The sequence below is a fragment of the Algoriphagus sp. UBA3586 genome, assembly GCF_002376385.1.
GTDB classification, from domain to species: domain Bacteria; phylum Bacteroidota; class Bacteroidia; order Cytophagales; family Cyclobacteriaceae; genus Algoriphagus; species Algoriphagus ornithinivorans.
In genome coordinates, this window is sequence record NZ_DFMT01000034.1 from 58,293 (window position 1) to 76,476 (window position 18,184).

The window sequence follows — 18,184 nt, forward strand, 5'->3', positions numbered from 1 at the left end:
ATAGGACGCAAGGGTATTGCAAATCGAACAAGATTTTAGCAACAGCTACCGCCATTTTCCTGTATTGGCGGACATTTGACCGTTCCATAACTGCAATACACGCAACAATCTCCTTCTTTTGGTTTTAGCACCTTGTGGCAGTTTTCACATTCATAGAAATACTGACAGGCGTCAGTGGGCATGGTTTCTTCCTTCTGATGGCCACAATTAGGGCAGGTGATGGTTGATTCTAATATGATTTCCATTTATTTCTCTGTTTTATTGGTCACGGAATATCCCGTTGAGTTGATGGCTTGTTGTATTTCCTGAATACCTGTTTTTGTATTGTCAAATTCTACAACGGCATTGCCCAATTCATAAGAAGCAGCTACTCTTAGTATACCATCGAGCTTATTTACTTCGTGCTCGACATGAGTTGCACAGCCCTGACATGTCATTCCTTTGATTTCAAAATTTACGGTCTGTATATCGGACTTCTCTACGATGACCAGTTGCTTGTCGGCTTTGGGGTAGAAAATGTGAGCATAGAGCGGAAATGTTAACATCAGGGCTGCAAAAACCGTGATTATTGATAAGAACTTTTTTGTCTGCCAAAAGCTTGGTTTCTCATCATCTTCACATGCACATTCGATGTCTTCTGCTTTCCTGGCTTTAAGCTTCTGGTACCAGGCAAATCCCAACACAATCACGGTGATACTTACAAAAAAAGGCCGTGCTGGATCCAGCCAGGAGAAAGTGGACGCGATCCCGCTCGCACCGGCCACTAGAGCAAGCACCGGGGTGATACAGCAAAGGGAACTCACTAAAGCGGCTATAAGGCCGCTGGTTAAAAGGGATTTTTTCATAACGTAGCAATTGAATTTGGGAGGTTAAACAAATCGAGCACTGACGAAATGATTCGCTGACTTTGCGCTTCTACTGAATAAAAAATGGTTTGCCCCGATTTTTTAGTAGTCACGACTCCTGCATCCTTCAGCTTTTTCAAATGTTGGGAGACGGCCGGAACTGTCATACCCAAAATGTCTGATAAGTCGCACGGACAAAGTTCATTTTCCTGATTCAGGAGGTACAGGATTTTGAGGCGAACCGCATTACCGGCAAGATTCAGTACATCTGCCAGTTCTAAAAAACCTTCCCCCTTGCTTTTCAAGTCTTCCCTGCACCTATTGATCTGGTCGCTATCGGCAAAGACACGGATGCATGTATTCATAACTTTGTATTTAAGCATTTGCTTAACAAAGGTATGGAGTGGAACTTATTTAAGCAAAGCCTTAAATACTGAAATTACCCCTTTGGAATACAATGCAGTTAAAAGTAGCTTGATAACCCAAATTGCACTCCCCCGATTTTAGCCGGTGGATTTCCCAAGATATCCTGTTGTTGCATGTACCGGTAGTTAAGTCGGATGACGGTTTGTGATACCGGCCTGAAACTGATTGCCGGAACTACTGCCCACAAATCATCAGAAATATTTCCTCCGGTTTCCTCGAAACTTCCCACGTTCCAGTCCACATATTCCAGTCGGCAGGCCAGACTGAACACTGCTTTATCAAAACCTGCCAGTTTTCCTCTCAGGATAGGTTGTACAATGTCTACGAACCCTCCCTTTTGCCGTTCACCATATTGCTGACTATAAGTCTCCGGTACATCAACCAGTACCCAGGCCCATTCGCCAACCAAATAAGTCTTTGTTGCCGAAATGGTAGTATTGAAATCCACCGCTAATACGTCCAGGCGTCTTTTGGCATCCAAAACGAGACCATCTTCCTCAAATCGGTTATAAATCCCCCCCATGTAGGAAAGTCCTATTTCTCCCACCTTGTTGTTTCTGACTGCTATTTTGCCCGTAAACAAGGGTTGCCCATTACTGCTTTCCTCAAAGCGCAGGGCATTTTCTTTTGCTGCCGGGAGGAAAGTTTTGTTTTGATTATTGCTGATGATGCTGTTGTCGAAGCCATTGGTCAGGTAAGCTTCATACCCAAAAGCCCAGGCCTTTGAATAATATTTACCATACAGACCAAATCCGACATTGCTCCAGGTGGCTGGCAGCATTTCTGTCATGGCAATTGGCCGATCCACAAATTCCCATTTTGGACCGTCATGATTTTGGTTGAATGCCCCGATGGGATTCATTACCACTCCACCTCGGAGGTTTAGTAGTGGATGAAAAGTTAAATCCAATGCAGCAAATTCGATGGATATTTGTTTTCCACCTTCCTCCAACTCAATCTCAGAGAGGAACTTGATTTTCCTGTGAATCGAAGAGGCGACAAAGAGCGTAAAGCGGGGGATACGAAAACTGTGGCCCTCAGTGATCCCATCTTGGCCCATGTATTGATAATCGGCCTCTACGTACCCGCCAATGGAAGCCGGTAAATTCCCTATCTGAAGAAAAGGACGGTTGTACACTGCATCCATGTTCATGGCTCTGGTATATGAAGTATCGACTGGTACTCTTTTTAACAGCGTACTGTCAATCTGGGCATTTGCAACCAAGGCAAACAAGAAGACTGGAAGGAATAAATATTTTTTCATTTCAAGTCGATCTTCAAGGTGTTTGCTTCAATCCGAACCGGAAAGGTTCGCAAGGGGTCGTCTGCCGGGCCGTTTTGCACCATACCGGTATTGGTGAATTCACTACCATGGGCCGGGCATTGGAGCCTGTCGCCAAAAACCTGAAGTTCTGTGCCTTGATGGGTGCACCGCATCCATAAGGCTTGGTATTCTGTTTCAGACAGCCGGAAAACCGCAATCGGATATTGAAGTGATTCGTGATGCGCTATCACACTTGGCCGGAAGCTGGATTGATCATCCTTCGAATTCACGAATGCATCCAGCGGAACAATCATATAATCCCCTTCAAGGCTAGCCTGAAAATACCTGGTGCCCGCACAGGATGTTAAGCCGGAAATTCCCGTCATGATGCCAAAGCACCCCCATCCACAGGTTTTGATAAACTCATTTCTATTCATGGATTTGGAAGATTATAAGGATTCAAAAAAACGGATCAAAGCAGTTCTATCTTCGGCAGATAGCGACTCAAACTTGGTACGGCTGCTATTTGCCTCACCTCCGTGCAGTAAAATTGCCTCCTCAATGCTGCTGGCCCGGCCATCGTGCATGAGAAAGTAGCTGCCTCCTTGGGAATTTGGAGAAAGACCCAAACCCCAAAGGGGAGGTGTCCGCCATTCGAAAGTTTCAGCAGAGCCTTCGGTTACACCGTCATCCAATCCCGGCCCCATATCATGCAACAACAGGTCTGTATAGGGAAAAAAGGTTTTATTGGACAAAGCTACAATATCAGAGGTTGGGGTGGTCCATTCTGGGGTGTGGCAATCCCCACATTGGATTTGGGAAAACAAAGTCTTACCCTGAATTATTTGTTGGTCATTTTGTGAGCGCTGGATAGGTGCTTTTAGTGTACGGAGGTAAAAAACCACATCCCTGACGGTCTGGTCGCTCACTTCCTGATCCACTTCCAATCCTGAAAAAGGGTCAACTGGTTCAAATGTAGAAGTGATGCCCATGTCCTGGTTGTACGCTGATACGGTCTGCTGGAGCAGATCGATGGTAGCTGCCTTTTTGCCAAAGCGCCCCATATAGCGCCCATTTGCATCTTGATGAAACCACTTAGGAACAAAATAAGCGGGAGGATTTACATAGTTGGGCACCCCGGAAATTCCGTCTCCATCAAGATCATAAGGGTCTGCATTAGTCAGGATCTGCTCATCTGTAAGGGCTGACAGCAAACCCAAGCCCGTGACGGCAGGTGGGGTTAGCTTCATAAATGGTGTTCCTTCCGGAAGTATTTCCGGTGTGTATCCTGGTATAGCTCTATTTTGGAGTTGAGGACCTCCGATAAGCAGGTTGGGAGGCGTATTTGGAGCCGTCTGACCAAAGCGTGTCAGTGTAGTAAACGGATGGCCTTTTCCATCACCAGCATGGCAACTACCACAGGAAGTAGCCACAAATGTAGGCCCCAGACCTGTTCCGGAGGAAAATACCTCATCATTGAAGGCAAAATCCCCGGCCAGAAATCGGGCTTGCTCGCTTGAGTTTAACCCATCAATTGGGCCGTCTAGAATTTCATCCACTGCCGGTGGCTCGGGAATGATATTTTCACAGGCGAAGGCCAGACAGCCTAGTAGTATCAGAATCAGCTTCTTCACATTCTTATTATTAGAATGGTAAAAGTAATAAGTTAGACTGATCTAACACATATCTTTTATGATAAAAACTTTATTTTCTGAGTAGAATTTTTCCCAGGTTCTTGTGTGACAGTCAGTTGTTTTGATGGTGCGCAGTTATCTGTCCGATAACTTGACGGCTTTATTGGTTAATCGCTTGCACTTGGGGAGGAGGCTCATGCTACGGCTTCACAAAACGGCCTTCCCGAGTCCCAGGCTTGCCGGGACTCGGGAGAAGGGTAAGTGGAATGAAGCGGTAGCCGTGGGGAGTGAAAGCCCTTTCCTAGAGTGGAGAGAAAAGAGCTGTCATTTGGAAAATGGCACGAATGAATCGGAACGAAAGGAGTGGGCGAAACGGGGGGAATTGAGCTATCCTAGACTGCTTTTAAGCAATGTAAATTCTCTTCTTGGAAATAATTGTAGATTTAGCAATAGAATGATACGGTGGATTTCAGGCACAATTCTTGAAAAAATTCAAAAGCAAATGCCTCCCTTCACAGAGATTACCGAGTACTTTGAAACTTTTCTTCTTTTTTCAGAAATAGAAAAGAATTTAATCCAAAGTTGATTTCATCCTCGAAATCGTAAGCAAAAGGAAGAATAAGGAATTGCATTTTAAAAGATAAAGGGGTATTATTAATTTAATAATAGGTCAAAAACCACTAATCGAAATTACATTACTAAATAATATTCTCAAAATGGGCTATTTAATATCGTTTCTATGTACGCTTATATTTTCTTTTCTTTGGAGAAAAGTCAATCTAAAATATGATACCACTAAAAAATATATTGATGATGAATCAAAAACTCTTGCTGAGAACAATATATTCAATTCGAGAATACAACCACTAATTTTCTGGACAAAATGGCTTTTTGGAATATCAATTTTTGTTTTCTCAATCAGCCTTATAATAATGATTCAGGAAAAAATGAATCTTGAAGAAGATAATATTCTAAATAAAGGTCTTACATTTTTAGGGGTTCTAGGCGGGATTGGTCTAGGTATCGGACTAACGAAATACTTTCAAATGGAGGGGATTCAATTAAGAATGAAAGAAAAATGAAACTGATTTCCAAAAAGAGTTTCATTTCTTCAAGATTCCCAAATTAAATCCCAAATCCAATCTTAATTTTTCTTATTAATATAGCTCTCTATTTTAAAATCTTCCTTCCGATAACCACAAGAGTAAGTGAAATCCAAATATATCCAACTATATTTTCTATTGAAACAATTGTGTTCCCTAAGGAACCTTTTGTTAGATCAGGCTTAATATCAGCATAACCTAGACCAGTAAAAATTTGGACACTAAAATTAATTGAATCGCCAAAACTAGAAATATTCAAGAAATTTTCTTTCAAAAAAAGAAATGAAAAAGAAAAAGTTAAAACTATCAATGCAGCAGAAAAGAAAATAGCAGAAATAGAACTCCAATTTTTTGTTGAAAATGCCAGTAAAACATTTTTCATTCTGTGTAATTCCCGAGGAAAAATTCTAGGTTCACTTGAGATTTTTGAAAATTTACTAATTGTATTTTGAAACCATATAACATATTCGGATAATTCCTTATATGGTTCTTGCTCGCTATCTACTGACACATTACAGGCAGAAAATGAAGTATAGTTATTGTATTTACTAAAACTATTTTCTCCGAAAATTGAGATTTTCAATAAACCAAAATACGAGATCTCATTAATTTTTGCCCCTCCCCACATCTTAGATGAAAAATCTATAGCATTTACAAAAGCATTATTCAAATCAGCATTTGTGAAAGAGCCAGATTGATCTCCAAATCTAATGAAGCCAATTCTACAGTTTTTAAATGAGCAATCATTAAGATTACAGTTCAGAAACTCGACATTATAAAATTCAGAATTATCAAATATCCCACAAGAAAGTTGAGCATTCCGTATTATGCAATTTTGCAATCGAATCCATTTCAATGGTATACCTAATAAATCCATCCAACCTCCAGTACTGTAGGTATGAGGAATGTTGGTATACATAAATTGACTTATGGAAATTCCATCAATTAAAATTTGATTAAAATCGATTATAGTTTTTTCTATTTGATAATCTCCACTTCGAACTCTTTCAGAATTTTGAGCAGCTGTTTCTTTTTGAAGAATATTAATTTTTGATTTGATTATTTCTAGCGCCTTTATCCCGGGTTCAGTCTCCCATCTAATCTGCTTCTCGATTTTTTGGCCATATCCAGGAATTATTCTATCCAAAAGATCTCTTGCTTTCGAATGATCTGAGTACCAAACATCAACCAAAGAATCTCCTTGAAGGCCATTTTTCTTTAAAATTCTTTGAATTTGATTTCTATTCATATTGGTAAATTTTTAACTCCATCAATTTCCTTCAACGTACTATCCATCTCGGTAATGGCTTTGATAATTATTTAATAATGAATGATGTTTTTGAAATCGAGGCATCGGACTTTGGGCCTTAATTACCTTGAAAGGCTACCACTCAATTTCCATTGGATTCAATTCCCAGAAACCTCCTTGATAATAGTGCCAAATGTTTTCAGGTCCACTCGGCAGGTAATAGATAATATAATCCTTATCTATCTCCGTTTTATAATATGATAATTCATATTGAAATGTTTTCTGAATCAACCCCTTTGAATAACTAAATACAAAAAGGAAAGAAGTGTCCATAAAATCGTTCACCACAACAATCTCAGAATCCCCATCACCTGAAAAGTCATACTCGTAAATTGTTAAATGGGAAATATCATCCCCAACGGGTTGTTCAATGGATTTACCATTATATTCGATTACTATAGAACATGATCCTCCAGAGCAAGTAGATTTTATTGTTTCTCCTGAAGTTAGTTTCCCAGAGACATAAACATTTTTTTCAAAAGCTTCTAAAATCTGCTTCTTCGAGCCTTGAAACTGTACGTTTGAAAATCTTTCTTGGGCATGGGCTGAAAGACAGGAAAATGACAGCCAAAAGAAAATGAGCTTTTTCATATTTATTTATAATTGCTTCCCTATTTATTCATATCTACTTTATACCAAATCGTTACCCGCCCCATCAATCTCCTTCATCGACTTAACCGTCCGACCAATACTTAGAAAATTCGCTGGTATTGGAATTTGTCCACGAAGTCTAGGACTCGGCTTTTAGGGACTTTGCCTATATATCCTTAATGATTTTTAGAAAGTCCTCAAGCTTGTAGGCCCCATCAACCGTACGCCTTTCATATACCATAAAATACCGGAAATTATTTCCCGCTTTACTTGCCCAAAATGCTCCTAATCGGATTTTTTGTTCAGCATCCAAATGGTCTCCTTTAGTCTCCAAAAGAACGGTTTTGCCGCTCTTCGTTTGGATGATAAAATCAGGATAGTGGTTTATAAAGCCATTAATCCGGAAGCCTTTTCTGTCAATATTGCGTGACCAAAATGCGATATTGCTCATGTTTCCGATTTCATTGATTACCTGCTCTTCAAATCCATTCATCTTCCCTTCTTTCTCATAAAGGGATTTGGTGATATCCTTGGCCGTATCCCCAGGCGAAATGCTTTTGGGCAGTGAGTAGGATGATTTGATAAAGACTTTATCGGTATCCAAAAAATCTTTGAACTTTTGTTCAGCGTAAGATTCAGAAAGCGCAGTAATTTTTTGCTTTATCTTATCCTTATAGGTGTATTCATTGTTTGCGAAAGCAGAAAACTGCTCATCAGTAAAGTCCTCTAAGATCCGGTTGATATATTTCTCTATTTCCTTGTCAGCGATAGGATACATGTTCCCAATCAAATCCATGATCCTCCTTGTAAAATTCTTAATCCTACTCTGCTTTCTGGCTGGATCAAGTAGATAGGTCATCACACTTTCTTTGACTACTCCATCTAAGCGAACAAAAGTAGGGGTATGTTCTTTTTTAGTCTCATCCAAATCTACTTTGTAAAGCTCCGAAGTGATGGTGTCAAAAGCGATGTTGGTATCTGCTTTACTCAAGGCAAAGCCTTCCAATAAGTTTTCCTTTTCTAAAGGAAGCTCTTCTAAGCCTGAGCTGAATAAATCGTTGGAAGGCACCTTGAGATAGAACTGAGGGAGATTTACTTTCTCAACCTCGTCTTTAAAAACCTCTTTTATCGTATATCTTTTCACCAATTTTTGGATTTCGTTGGGCAGAACTGGAATGCCACTGGATTCCATTTCAGTGACTGCTTTTTCAAAAGCTTCATTTTGTTCAATCGCCGTGTTTTCTATTTCAGACACCGATTCCACTTCCGGATAATCGTCAGAAACTAAAATTCTTGACACATCAATATCTGAAGTGATATCCTCGTCTGATTCCGGCTGATTTTGAGTCACACCAAGAGATGGAATTAAGGTAAGCTGTTGTAAAGGATCTGCCGGTCTAGCAGGTTCGACGGCAGTAGAATCAGCCAACTTATAATCTTTGTCACTAAATCCTGCCTTGTTCAGCCCCTTTACAATGTTGTCCAGCGTCTCTAAAAATCTGGAAGATGCGGTCAAAACATAGCTTACATTAAGCAAGGGGAATTTGTGCTTCATTACGTAGGGCTGTCTCAAAACACGACCCAAAATCTGCTCCACGTCAACCGCCGAACTCTTGTCTGCCAGAGAAGCCAGAATGTAGGCAAAGGGACAGTCCCACCCTTCCTTAAGTGCATTTACCGTAATGATGAATCGTACTTCACAGTCCCGACTCATCAAGTCGATATTCTTTAATTCATTTAGATTGGCCGTCTTGATTTTGATTTGCTCCTCCGGAATTTTTAACTCGATGAGCTTCTCCTTCAATTTTTCGAAAGTTGTGTTATCATCCGCATTTCGGGGTTGGGCTTGAAAAAGCACAATCGGACGAATGTACTTCCCTCCGTTTTTCTCTTCATCCAGTGCCTGTTTCTCAAGTCGCCTTTGTAGCTGCAAGGAAGAGTTGATCACTTCAGTCTTATCTTGGTGATTGTACACAATCACCGGAAGTTTCACCATGTTCTCCTTTTTCAGATCCAGTGCATCTATGAAGCTAATGATGTTGCTGTTTTTTCGAGGTGTGGCAGTCAGGTCCAGGATAAAGCATGGATTGATTTCCTTCAGCATATCCACACTCAGGTCACTTTCTGCGTTGTGACTTTCATCTACCACCACCACCGGATTAAGGTATTTTATGACCGCCCCCAGCGTGATTTCCTCATTCTTATCCAGTAGGCTCTCAAAGGATTGGAGGTTACCATTTTCCTGAAAAACCTTTCTGTCTTCTTTGTTTTTGGCCTTTAAACTATCAAAGCTAAACACCATAATGTTCAATTGCTCCTTCACCGAGGTGGCATTGAATCCACTACCCTGAAGCAGGGTGGATTTATCAAAAACCTCAACTTTGTTTCCAAAGTGAGAATTGATTTTTTGCCGATAAGGGTGAGATGGATCTTTAAGATTTTTGATGGTTTGCTCAAGAATGGTAATCGATGGAACCAGCCACACCACAGCTTTTGGCTTGTCATAGTTAAAGGCATCAAAAATAGTCTTGATGGCATTGCAGGCAATAAAAGTCTTTCCTCCTGCTGTGGGTACCTTCAGACAAATATGGGGTACCCGAGGCACATTGTTTTTGTAAGGCTCAATGGCTGTTCCGGGGAAAGGCATCAATGGCGTTTTGGGATGGGCTGACCAAAAATTATGAAATGCCAGGGCAGTGTCCTTGGTTTCTTGTACGCTCTCCAGGAATAGAGACAAATCATTGATGACTTCTTGTTGATAGGGCTTCAGTTCCATTACTTTTTCTTCAATTTTTTCACTTCCTTGTCAAAGTCAGAGATGATTTTTTGCGTTTTGTTAAACTCATCATATTCCTTCACCGCTTTTTTGTCTGCCTGTAGTTTAGAAATCCGGCCTTTACCCGAAAGGACTCTATATTCATTAAAAGTCAAAAATTTGTTGACGCTTTCTGCCAAGCCTTCCATGGTAAAGGTGTTTTCACGCTCGATCAGCCCTTCGATGTAATCGAAATATCCGGTCACGGTTCTTTCCAATTGTTGGATCTCTTTTTCCTGAAGGTAATTCTTGGCGATGATCACATCCGACTTTAACACTCGGCCATCGGGGCTATTTTTCCAAGTGGTTAAGCCCATGTTTTCTTTTTTGGCGTTAGCTGAGAGATGAATAATTTCAGCGGCCGTCTTACCCGTGATGGCAAAATGAAATTTATTCTGAACCATCGCATAAAAATTCTTGGTGATCTCCGACTTAGGATCATAATCGATGCTGCATTCTGCAAAAATGTCTGTCACCTGCTGGTATATCCTTCGTTCGCTGGCACGGATGGATCGAACCCTGCGGAGCAACTCCTTAAAATAGTCCTTACCAAAAGCGGTAGTCCCCTGCTTTAATCGCTCATCATCCAACACAAACCCTTTGATGATAAATTCTTTTAAGGTTTGGGTCGCCCAAATCCTGAATTGGGTTGCTTTGGATGAATTGACTCGATACCCGACTGAGATAATTGCGTCCAGATTATAGAATTTCTGTTTTCTTGAGACCTGACGATCACCTTCCTGCTGAACTTGTAAAATTTCTTTACAAGTTGCCATTTCGTCCAATTCACCACTTTCAAAAATGTTTTTGAGGTGAATGGTAATGTTTTGGGTTGTGGTGTCAAATAGCAAACTCATTGCCTTTTGTGTCAACCAAACACTTTCATCCTGAAGGTAAACCTGCACGCGCACTTCCCCAGAAGGTGCGGTATAGAGTAGGAAATTATTTTGTTGTTCACTCATGGTCAGAATCTGGTAATGTCTCTAGGTATCTTCTTAAAAATGATATGATGCTTTACCATAAACTCTTTGGTAAGCAAACAATTATCGGCGTAGATCACATATTGCTCCGCTTTAGTCTTGACGCTTGCCAGGAAGCTATGATCCAGTGTAGTAATGGCCTCTGATTCGTAATAGAAGTAGTAAGAGGTATCGTTATGCTTCCCAAGAAAATGGGCATTGTCCTCGTGCTTCTCTTCTTTCAAAGGAGTTTTCGTTTCAGTGTACCACACATAATTTCGGATTTTTGGCAGCCCTACAGATTCATTAAGATTTCCATTCTCATCAAATAGTGACTCGCCTAATTCATAGAAATCGAAACTTCCTCTTGTGCCTTCCACCGCCTTTTTGTCTTCGCCGTAGCCATTGATGACCCGCTTCACCCGCTCTGCGGTAATTGTCTCAGCATAGTCTTCCATTTCTATGCAGATAAATTTCCGGTTACCTCCATCTTGTTTGTTGAGATTAAGCACTGCATGTGCTGTGGTGCCTGAGCCAGCAAAGGAGTCGAGGATAATCGAGTTTTTTGATGTTCCTATCGTTAATAGATGACTTATTAAATCTTTGGGTTTAGGTGTTACAAAAGAAGCCTTTCCATTAAAAATAGATTTTATTTCTTTTTTAGCTCCTTCATTTGTCGAACCTATCTCAGCAAAAATTATTGATTCAGGGGTTAATCCTCTTTCTTTCGCATTTAAATAAGTCTTAACTCGTGGTACGTTATTCCCATGCTCTCCGAACCAAATCTCATTTTTGCTTATTTTTTCTTGCATAACGTCCTCTGTAAACAACCAACAGCGACCACTAGGAGGCGAATGCTTTTTACCGTTTGGTGCTAGCAATTCATAAAATTGACTTTTTGTCGCGTGTCCAGCCTGTGCGGTTGCGGGATCAGATTTCCAAGGTCCGTTTTTATCGTTATCTGGATTTTTATATCTATCTAAAGCTTCTTGTGTCATAGAGAGTTGGTTAATACTTTGACTATGATCACTGTTGTTCTTAGAATAGCATAAAATATATTCATGCCGGGACGATATCACTTTTCTATTTTCACGATTTGTTCTTTTCTCCCAGATGAAATTTGTGACAAATGCGTTTCGGCCAAATATTTCGTCAAGTAGTATTTTTAAGCTAAATAATTCATTGTCATCAATTGAAATAAATATTACACCTGCATCCTTGAGCAATTTTGAAAGCAATTGAAGACGCGGGTATATCATACATAGCCATTTATCATGCCTTCCTAAGTCTTCGCTTTCCTTTCCAACTACCTGTCCAATCCATTTAGCTAATTTAGGATGACTGACGTTATCATTGTAAATCCAACTCTCTTCTCCTGTGTTATATGGGGGATCTATATAAATACAGTCTATCCTACCTTCATACTCTGGAAGTAGCGCTTTAAGGGCTTCCAGGTTGTCCCCATGGATTATCTTGTTCCCGCTTTGTGTTTCGGTGCTGGTCTGTGTTCCATTATCAAATCCATAGCTATGCTCCAGTACCTTAAAGGGCACGTCTAGGTGGTGATTGATTACTTTTTCCTTTCCTATCCAGTGTAGTGTAGGCATTGCTTAGTTTAGTCTATTCTTTATCTCTTCAAACCATTTATTTACCTCATCGAAGGCGTCAAGGTCTTTAAATAGGTCAATAGTCATTCTCGAAGCCCCATGCTCTGAGATTGAGCCTTTTATATTATTTCTCTTGTGCTTGACTAATTCCACTTCCACATCAAGTACATCCCAGCTAGATTGCCATCCAGATATGGATGTATCATGCAAGGCTTTTTCAAGCTGCAATAGAGAAGTGATTATATCTGGATGGACATAGTTTTCTATCTCGCGTTTCATTGTCAGGACTCCCCAGCTATTATTGCCTCTTTTATTGACCATATCAATGAATTTCTGGTACTTTTTCACATCACTATCATAGATGTGAATCTCAGGTCGATTCAGTTTACTCAAATAGTTGTGCGTCACCCAATATGCCAAAGTGCCTCCTCCCATGCATATGGTAAGAATCCTTTTGTCATTTTTAAGATCAATACCAAAATGACCACAGATGTTAAACATAAAGGCGATGTCCGTAGGTCCTTCCAAACAGATAATTACCTTTAATTTATCCAGTTCGTCAGGGATATTGGGCAATACCCCAAGAGTATTTGCAATTTTTTGGACGTTCTCTTCCGTTCCTATTTCAATTATGTTTTCGCCCATCTCTTTGTAGATAAATCGAATATTCTCGACTTCAACCAATCCCGCAAGTGCCGGACTATGAGTAGTGGTGATAATCTGTGCAGCTTCTTCATTGGCAAGCGTTTTCAAAGCATCCATTAATTTGATCTGCCAGTCTGGATGTTGGGAAGTTTCAGGCTCTTCGATAGCGTAAATAATATTTGGAACACCTTTTTCCTTTCGTTTCCTAGCTGCTTCAGCCCTAAAAAAGTTAATGAGCAAAAGTCGCCGCACACCGCTTCCTCGTTTATTCATTGGAATATCATCGCTGGTAAGTGTTGGCTTGAAAAGATCTGCCCATTTCAATTCAGGAGCAAAATGCGGTTTTAGTTGCTCTGCAACCTCAGCATTCATTTCCTTCAGCTTTTCTATGGTGAGATTAGCTATTTCCTCAATTTCCTTTTCGACCTCCTTTTTAATTTCATCAAGTTTAACAAGATGCTTTTTTAGAGCTTGCTCTGCTGCAACTTTCAAAGGGTCTTGAATCTCTTTGTCTTTTTCATCATTCTTTCTATCGGCCTGAAATAAGGCATACAATGGTAAATGAGGAGTCAGTTTTTCCCAAATATCCTTCACTCCATCCTTCCCAGTTTCCAATTCAGCAGGCAATAATTCAATGGCGTCCCCCAAAGAATTCCAAATAGCTTTTCGGATTTCATTTTTTGTATTGGCCTTAAAATCACCTTCCACACCCAGATCTTTTACACGCTTTTGTAATTGTGCGATTGTTAGGTAAAAAAGATCGTTGGCATTTTCATTAGAAGGATGATTACAGAGAATATATGTTTTTGGCTTAGAAATACTTGAAAAATCCTTCTTGATATGGAGATTGCCATCAACATCTAGTAGGTATTCTTCGTGCAAGTTAGTTTTCCCTCCAGAGTCAATATCCAATTCAGTCGGAATTCCAGAAAAAACAACTGAAATTTTTGCAGACTCCCCATTTCTTCTAGCGATGATATTTACATCATCAGATTCCATTTTCCTATTGTCGAAAAAAATATCTAAGGCTTCTAGAATTGAGGATTTCCCGATATCATTCTTACCTATTAAAACCGTCAAATCATTAAAAGTGATGGTAGTTGGGTTTCTGTAACTCCTGAAGTTTTCGATTGTTAAACTGACTATTTTCATTCATTAAAAATTATTAGTGTTTAGATTGGATTAAATCTTTAGGGTCCACACCTAGGATTCTGGCAATTTCAAAAAGCACTTCCAATCGTGGTTGGTTCCGATTTTGAACATAGCCATTGACCATATTGTAGCTTTTGCCGAGTTGTTCGGCAAGCCAAGTTTGGGTAATCCCTTTTTCCTCAAGCACTTCTTTGATTCTGTTCATTCCCGAAAAAGACTGAAACTAAAAATAGAAAAATAAATGGATTATCTCATTTTTTGAGATAAAACAATTAAGAAATACTTCAAATTCTATTCTGATCAAAAGTTAGATATTGAAAAAACATGATTCAATTTGAGTCATAAGAAATGACAAATAGTGTCAACTATTTCTAATTCATTTAATGGCGGTAGAAGTCTGAGATGGAGGAATTAAGCTAATTTTATTCCATCTGAAATACTAAAACCACCACCTAAATGACAAGAATAATCTGTGATACCATGATCTGGTATGGGCTGAGTAAAAATAATCTCCAAGTTCCCGACCCGAACAAATACACGCTGGTGTGCACTTATTTATCCTTAATGGAATTGGCATTTTCGCCTAATAATCTGAACAAATTATCCGAGGTTCAGGCTGCGATAAATAAGATTTTTAGTCTTAAACCAGAAATAATTTTACACTACCCATGGGATCATGCTCAATCACTAATTGACAAGGATTTTGAAAGAGAATTCGATATAGAATCAAATTTGACTTTTGCATTTATTAGAATCCTGCTAAAGCATCCAAAAGAAGGCTTGATCTCGAATAGTTTTAAAGAAAAACTTGAAGAAATTTCATCTATTAGAAGGAAAAACTTTGGCGAATGGGCTAATTTCTTAAATGACCTTAATAATCTCCAGAATGATGTAAAAAGAGCCCTAATAAAATATTCAGATCGAAATCGGAATTTACTTGATTTTAAAAAGTGGTTTATTCACAAATTAAACGAAAGGGAATTCGGAGAATACTCCGATGACGCCATCCCTTGGGAGCAGTTTGAATTTTACACGGCTATTGGGTCAGCCTATTTGAGAAAAATGATGGTTTCATGGATGAAGGCAGACGGGAATGATGAAAATGATATAAGAAATATGATTTATGTCCAGCCCGGAGATAAATATTGGACACTCGAAAAAAAGTGGCTGAACCTAGCTAGAGAGTCGAAAATGACTAAATACTTATATGAAGCAATTGGCTAATTTCGAATTAAAATGAAAAAAGCCCTTTCGGGCTTTTCTCAGGATTCTTCCGAATCCGGTTCTTTGACGGAAACGTAAACCGTGTGGGTTTTTCCGTACTGGTCAGGTTCCTTTAGCTTGGCGACATTGAACTTGAGGAAGGTTTCTCCTTCATATTCGAAGGTGTGGTTTTGAAGCTCTGCCATGTTCAGGCTCACTTCAACAATTTCCATGTTTTCGACTTGCTTTCCTTTACCGATGTACTTTTTTGAGAATGCCATTGTATTTTGGTTTTAGTTAAAATTTATGCAGGTCATTTAGGATGGCCGGGAAAGTGCCAAAAAATTAGAATTTAAAAACTGGGAGGCAGTCCGTAGGAAACCCTGTTTTTAGAAATCTGCTGCAAGCCCCAATTTTTTGAAACTGACAGGCTATCCGACCTTTGTGCATACAATTGGATAAAACCGGAATAGGGCATCATCAGAAAACAAGAGGGGAAATCAAGAATTTTGAAGAGATCACATTGATTCGCTTAGGACACAGAATCTATCTCATCTCTTACAAATTGATGAATTTCTTTGAAAACAGTTTTACAATGATCAATTGTATCCAAGCCCTGATATTTCCAGTTAAAATTAAAATTGATCGTTGTGATTTTTGATCGATTGACGATTTCAGTTTTTTTGCTCTTTTCCACAAACCCAAATTTCATATCCTTATCGGGATTATGCTTTAAATCATTAGCCAGGCCCTTCTTAGGAATTGATCCATCAATTTGATCTGAAAAAAAGCTTTCAATTTCCCGTTTTTTTAAAGGATAAATTTTCTTCAAATAATCCTTTAAGGAGTAAACAACTTGTGTGAAACAAAAAATACGGTAGTACAAAATATCCTCACGCTCCCTTCTAATTAAGTCGACCTTTTTATGAAGGGCTCTATTCTGTGACGTTTCCGGATAAGGAACATCGTATTTAAAACCTATCTCTAAAAATGCATCTTTTTTAGTTTCACGGAATGCAATATCGATTTCGTCCAAAGCTATTTTTAGCGCTCTAAGCCTGATTTGAATTTGTCGATTTACCATACTTTCTCTTTTTGCAGTTAAAAAAACTAGGCAAGCTTTCCTTCGATTGTTTAAAACAAGAGTTCCTACTTATATTAAAATGTAATCTCCTCGGCCAGCGGCACAGAAACCTCTCCAGGAGCCAAGGCTTCATATTCAAATTGTCGATAGACCTCCCCATCAGCCAAAACATTGACGGTCGCAGAAAGTGGCTGGAAAGAATCATCGGTTTCTCCTCCCAAATAAACGGCATTAAAAACTAGACCTAAACTATGAATCGGAGCTGAAGAAGTGGCTGAAATAGTCGGGACTTCAGGCTCAAAAGAAAGCGTATAGGAATTGCCTTGTTCGATCACTTGGGTCCAGTTGAGTTCATTCGGCTGATCCAACACCGGAGCAACAAAAGTTGAGGTGCCACTGAGCATACTATGAACTGAAAAGGTCACCAGATAGTCGGTGTAATTCCCCTCCATTTCTACTTCAATGGTGACAATTTTCTCAACCAATTTAGGCACCTCATTCTCCGAAGAACAGCTAACAAAAAAAATGGTAATTGCGATTAAAAACAGGTAATTCAGGTTTCTCATGGATTAAAATGGTTTAGTTTAAAGACTTGGAATAGTCAAATGTAAAAGACTTGATATGAATAAAATAAATGATTTGGCAGACTTAAATTCACCTACCCATTTCTTGCGTCTGAGTAGGTAAAACGTCCAATTTCCTAAAATCCATGTCATAAAACTGGATTTTCTTTGATTCAGGATCTGCTTCGATAAATACGGGTTGACCATTTTCCAAAGTGGCATTTTGGGTATTACCCCGTCCTAAGCTGGAGAGCAGCATTTCTTTTTCCTGAAAATTTTCAAGCTCCTTAATCGGGAATCTGCTCAGTTCAGTTTCCAGGTGGAATCCATGATCAGGATAGAACTTTTTGTAGGAGAAATTCCCCTGCTCATTCCGCCTTTCAAAATCCAGTTTGATCCAGATGGAATCAATCTTTTCTCCTGAGCCTTCCTTCATCTGACCGACTTCTCCCGAAGCCAATACCCTATTATCCATTTGCCTATTTAGAATAGCTTTTTTATGGATAGATGCCCCTCTAAGCAAATTGTAGGCTTCCTTTGCTGTCACGTCATTTCCCTTTCCATACGAAAATATGTTATGGGTCTGATCGTTGAGGGTGACTTTTATGCTATCCAGAGAATAATTATAAGGCTTCGAAGATCTCGAGAAATTCAGCTCATAATTAACCTTGTCCTTTCCTAGGCTTCCATTCTTTTGTCTGGCACTAAAATCGGCTGAAACTCCGATTTTAAAGGACTCCTGTCGCTCAGAAACTTTAGCTTCCAGGGCAGCATTTAATGAAGTACCAAAGCCAAGGAATTTCAGGTTCTTTTTGAGGAATTCAAGATTATTATTCTCCATAATTTTGAGTGACAAGCATTTAAATATAGCAAAACCGTATTTTAAAAGATGAAATGTGAGAATTGAAGAAACCCTTTTTTCGTAATTAAAATTTATGTGTATCTAGAACAATACTCGTAGATCCTGAATAGCGAATTTTCCGT

Annotated in this window: 19 protein-coding genes; 2 read left to right on the forward strand and 17 right to left on the reverse strand. The window is 39.4% G+C overall.

Annotated features, from left to right (window positions below):
• Positions 1 to 35: 35 nt before the first annotated feature.
• The 6 genes from B2906_RS13065 to B2906_RS13090 form a co-directional block, all read right to left on the reverse strand.
• Positions 36 to 245 carry a GDCCVxC domain-containing (seleno)protein gene (locus B2906_RS13065; protein ID WP_103923850.1) on the reverse strand — a complete coding sequence of 70 codons (210 nt, stop codon included), beginning with the start codon at positions 243 to 245 and terminating at the stop codon, positions 36 to 38.
• On the reverse strand, positions 246 to 845 hold the full coding sequence (gene merTP, locus B2906_RS13070; protein WP_077353374.1) for a mercuric transport protein MerTP: 600 nt from the start codon (positions 843 to 845) through the stop codon (positions 246 to 248).
• The gene (locus B2906_RS13075) at positions 842 to 1,210 is read right to left on the reverse strand and encodes an ArsR/SmtB family transcription factor (protein ID WP_200820543.1); all 369 of its coding nucleotides are present in this window, start codon (positions 1,208 to 1,210) and stop codon (positions 842 to 844) included. The genes merTP and B2906_RS13075 overlap by 4 nt, the downstream gene beginning before the upstream one ends.
• Before the next feature lie 98 nt (positions 1,211 to 1,308).
• Complete coding sequence (locus B2906_RS13080; protein WP_103923848.1) at positions 1,309 to 2,535, reverse strand: hypothetical protein; 1,227 nt, start codon at positions 2,533 to 2,535, stop codon at positions 1,309 to 1,311.
• The gene (locus B2906_RS13085; RefSeq protein ID WP_103923847.1) at positions 2,532 to 2,972 is read right to left on the reverse strand and encodes a Rieske (2Fe-2S) protein; all 441 of its coding nucleotides are present in this window, start codon (positions 2,970 to 2,972) and stop codon (positions 2,532 to 2,534) included. The genes B2906_RS13080 and B2906_RS13085 overlap by 4 nt, the downstream gene beginning before the upstream one ends.
• Before the next feature lie 12 nt (positions 2,973 to 2,984).
• Positions 2,985 to 4,169 carry a di-heme oxidoredictase family protein gene (locus B2906_RS13090; protein WP_286940017.1) on the reverse strand — a complete coding sequence of 395 codons (1,185 nt, stop codon included), beginning with the start codon at positions 4,167 to 4,169 and terminating at the stop codon, positions 2,985 to 2,987.
• Positions 4,170 to 4,885: 716 nt separating this feature from the next.
• Between B2906_RS13090 and B2906_RS13095 the strand changes: the two genes are divergently transcribed.
• On the forward strand, positions 4,886 to 5,251 hold the full coding sequence (locus tag B2906_RS13095) for a hypothetical protein (protein WP_184496441.1): 366 nt from the start codon (positions 4,886 to 4,888) through the stop codon (positions 5,249 to 5,251).
• An 88-nt stretch (positions 5,252 to 5,339) separates the two neighbouring features.
• On the opposite strand, the gene B2906_RS13100 is transcribed toward B2906_RS13095, so the two are convergent.
• From B2906_RS13100 to B2906_RS13130, 7 genes are all read right to left on the reverse strand, one after another.
• Positions 5,340 to 6,521 carry a pentapeptide repeat-containing protein gene (locus B2906_RS13100; RefSeq protein ID WP_103923843.1) on the reverse strand — a complete coding sequence of 394 codons (1,182 nt, stop codon included), beginning with the start codon at positions 6,519 to 6,521 and terminating at the stop codon, positions 5,340 to 5,342.
• Between the two features lie 135 nt (positions 6,522 to 6,656).
• Positions 6,657 to 7,172 carry a hypothetical protein gene (locus B2906_RS13105; RefSeq protein ID WP_286940023.1) on the reverse strand — a complete coding sequence of 172 codons (516 nt, stop codon included), beginning with the start codon at positions 7,170 to 7,172 and terminating at the stop codon, positions 6,657 to 6,659.
• 166 nt (positions 7,173 to 7,338) lie between these two features.
• Positions 7,339 to 9,948, reverse strand: coding sequence for a DEAD/DEAH box helicase (locus B2906_RS13110; protein ID WP_286940025.1), 2,610 nt, complete (start codon positions 9,946 to 9,948; stop codon positions 7,339 to 7,341).
• On the reverse strand, positions 9,948 to 10,949 hold the full coding sequence (locus tag B2906_RS13115) for a virulence RhuM family protein (protein ID WP_286940028.1): 1,002 nt from the start codon (positions 10,947 to 10,949) through the stop codon (positions 9,948 to 9,950). The genes B2906_RS13110 and B2906_RS13115 overlap by 1 nt, the downstream gene beginning before the upstream one ends.
• A gap of 2 nt (positions 10,950 to 10,951) precedes the next feature.
• Complete coding sequence (locus B2906_RS13120) at positions 10,952 to 12,553, reverse strand: site-specific DNA-methyltransferase (RefSeq protein WP_184496436.1); 1,602 nt, start codon at positions 12,551 to 12,553, stop codon at positions 10,952 to 10,954.
• A 3-nt stretch (positions 12,554 to 12,556) separates the two neighbouring features.
• On the reverse strand, positions 12,557 to 14,350 hold the full coding sequence (locus B2906_RS13125; protein WP_286940032.1) for an ATP-binding protein: 1,794 nt from the start codon (positions 14,348 to 14,350) through the stop codon (positions 12,557 to 12,559).
• A 13-nt stretch (positions 14,351 to 14,363) separates the two neighbouring features.
• Positions 14,364 to 14,555: a helix-turn-helix domain-containing protein gene (locus B2906_RS13130; protein ID WP_268034919.1), complete on the reverse strand. Its 192-nt coding sequence runs from the start codon at positions 14,553 to 14,555 to the stop codon at positions 14,364 to 14,366.
• A gap of 251 nt (positions 14,556 to 14,806) precedes the next feature.
• Between B2906_RS13130 and B2906_RS13135 the strand changes: the two genes are divergently transcribed.
• Complete coding sequence (locus B2906_RS13135; protein WP_268034918.1) at positions 14,807 to 15,574, forward strand: hypothetical protein; 768 nt, start codon at positions 14,807 to 14,809, stop codon at positions 15,572 to 15,574.
• Positions 15,575 to 15,612: 38 nt separating this feature from the next.
• Here the strand turns inward: B2906_RS13135 and B2906_RS13140 are convergent, their stop codons facing one another.
• From B2906_RS13140 to B2906_RS13155, 4 genes are all read right to left on the reverse strand, one after another.
• Entirely contained in the window at positions 15,613 to 15,834 is a 222-nt protein-coding gene (locus B2906_RS13140) for a hypothetical protein (RefSeq protein WP_268034917.1), read from the reverse strand.
• A gap of 251 nt (positions 15,835 to 16,085) precedes the next feature.
• Positions 16,086 to 16,637: a hypothetical protein gene (locus tag B2906_RS13145; RefSeq protein WP_286940047.1), complete on the reverse strand. Its 552-nt coding sequence runs from the start codon at positions 16,635 to 16,637 to the stop codon at positions 16,086 to 16,088.
• Positions 16,638 to 16,711: 74 nt separating this feature from the next.
• Positions 16,712 to 17,203, reverse strand: coding sequence for a hypothetical protein (locus B2906_RS13150; protein ID WP_286940048.1), 492 nt, complete (start codon positions 17,201 to 17,203; stop codon positions 16,712 to 16,714).
• Between the two features lie 88 nt (positions 17,204 to 17,291).
• Positions 17,292 to 18,041: a hypothetical protein gene (locus B2906_RS13155; protein WP_286940055.1), complete on the reverse strand. Its 750-nt coding sequence runs from the start codon at positions 18,039 to 18,041 to the stop codon at positions 17,292 to 17,294.
• Positions 18,042 to 18,184: the final 143 nt, after the last annotated feature.

Coding starts and splice junctions, on each gene's coding strand:
- B2906_RS13155 (WP_286940055.1), bottom strand. CDS start 18,041: ATGGAGAATAATAATCTTGAATTCCTCAAAAAGAACCTGAAATTCCTT.
- B2906_RS13115 (WP_286940028.1), bottom strand. CDS start 10,949: ATGAGTGAACAACAAAATAATTTCCTACTCTATACCGCACCTTCTGGG.
- B2906_RS13120 (WP_184496436.1), bottom strand. CDS start 12,553: ATGCCTACACTACACTGGATAGGAAAGGAAAAAGTAATCAATCACCAC.
- B2906_RS13125 (WP_286940032.1), bottom strand. CDS start 14,350: ATGAAAATAGTCAGTTTAACAATCGAAAACTTCAGGAGTTACAGAAAC.
- B2906_RS13085 (WP_103923847.1), bottom strand. CDS start 2,972: ATGAATAGAAATGAGTTTATCAAAACCTGTGGATGGGGGTGCTTTGGC.
- merTP (WP_077353374.1), bottom strand. CDS start 845: ATGAAAAAATCCCTTTTAACCAGCGGCCTTATAGCCGCTTTAGTGAGT.
- B2906_RS13095 (WP_184496441.1), top strand. CDS start 4,886: ATGGGCTATTTAATATCGTTTCTATGTACGCTTATATTTTCTTTTCTT.
- B2906_RS13110 (WP_286940025.1), bottom strand. CDS start 9,948: ATGGAACTGAAGCCCTATCAACAAGAAGTCATCAATGATTTGTCTCTA.
- B2906_RS13145 (WP_286940047.1), bottom strand. CDS start 16,637: ATGGTAAATCGACAAATTCAAATCAGGCTTAGAGCGCTAAAAATAGCT.
- B2906_RS13140 (WP_268034917.1), bottom strand. CDS start 15,834: ATGGCATTCTCAAAAAAGTACATCGGTAAAGGAAAGCAAGTCGAAAAC.
- B2906_RS13080 (WP_103923848.1), bottom strand. CDS start 2,535: ATGAAAAAATATTTATTCCTTCCAGTCTTCTTGTTTGCCTTGGTTGCA.
- B2906_RS13150 (WP_286940048.1), bottom strand. CDS start 17,203: ATGAGAAACCTGAATTACCTGTTTTTAATCGCAATTACCATTTTTTTT.
- B2906_RS13100 (WP_103923843.1), bottom strand. CDS start 6,521: ATGAATAGAAATCAAATTCAAAGAATTTTAAAGAAAAATGGCCTTCAA.
- B2906_RS13105 (WP_286940023.1), bottom strand. CDS start 7,172: ATGAAAAAGCTCATTTTCTTTTGGCTGTCATTTTCCTGTCTTTCAGCC.
- B2906_RS13135 (WP_268034918.1), top strand. CDS start 14,807: ATGACAAGAATAATCTGTGATACCATGATCTGGTATGGGCTGAGTAAA.
- B2906_RS13065 (WP_103923850.1), bottom strand. CDS start 245: ATGGAAATCATATTAGAATCAACCATCACCTGCCCTAATTGTGGCCAT.
- B2906_RS13130 (WP_268034919.1), bottom strand. CDS start 14,555: ATGAACAGAATCAAAGAAGTGCTTGAGGAAAAAGGGATTACCCAAACT.
- B2906_RS13075 (WP_200820543.1), bottom strand. CDS start 1,210: ATGAATACATGCATCCGTGTCTTTGCCGATAGCGACCAGATCAATAGG.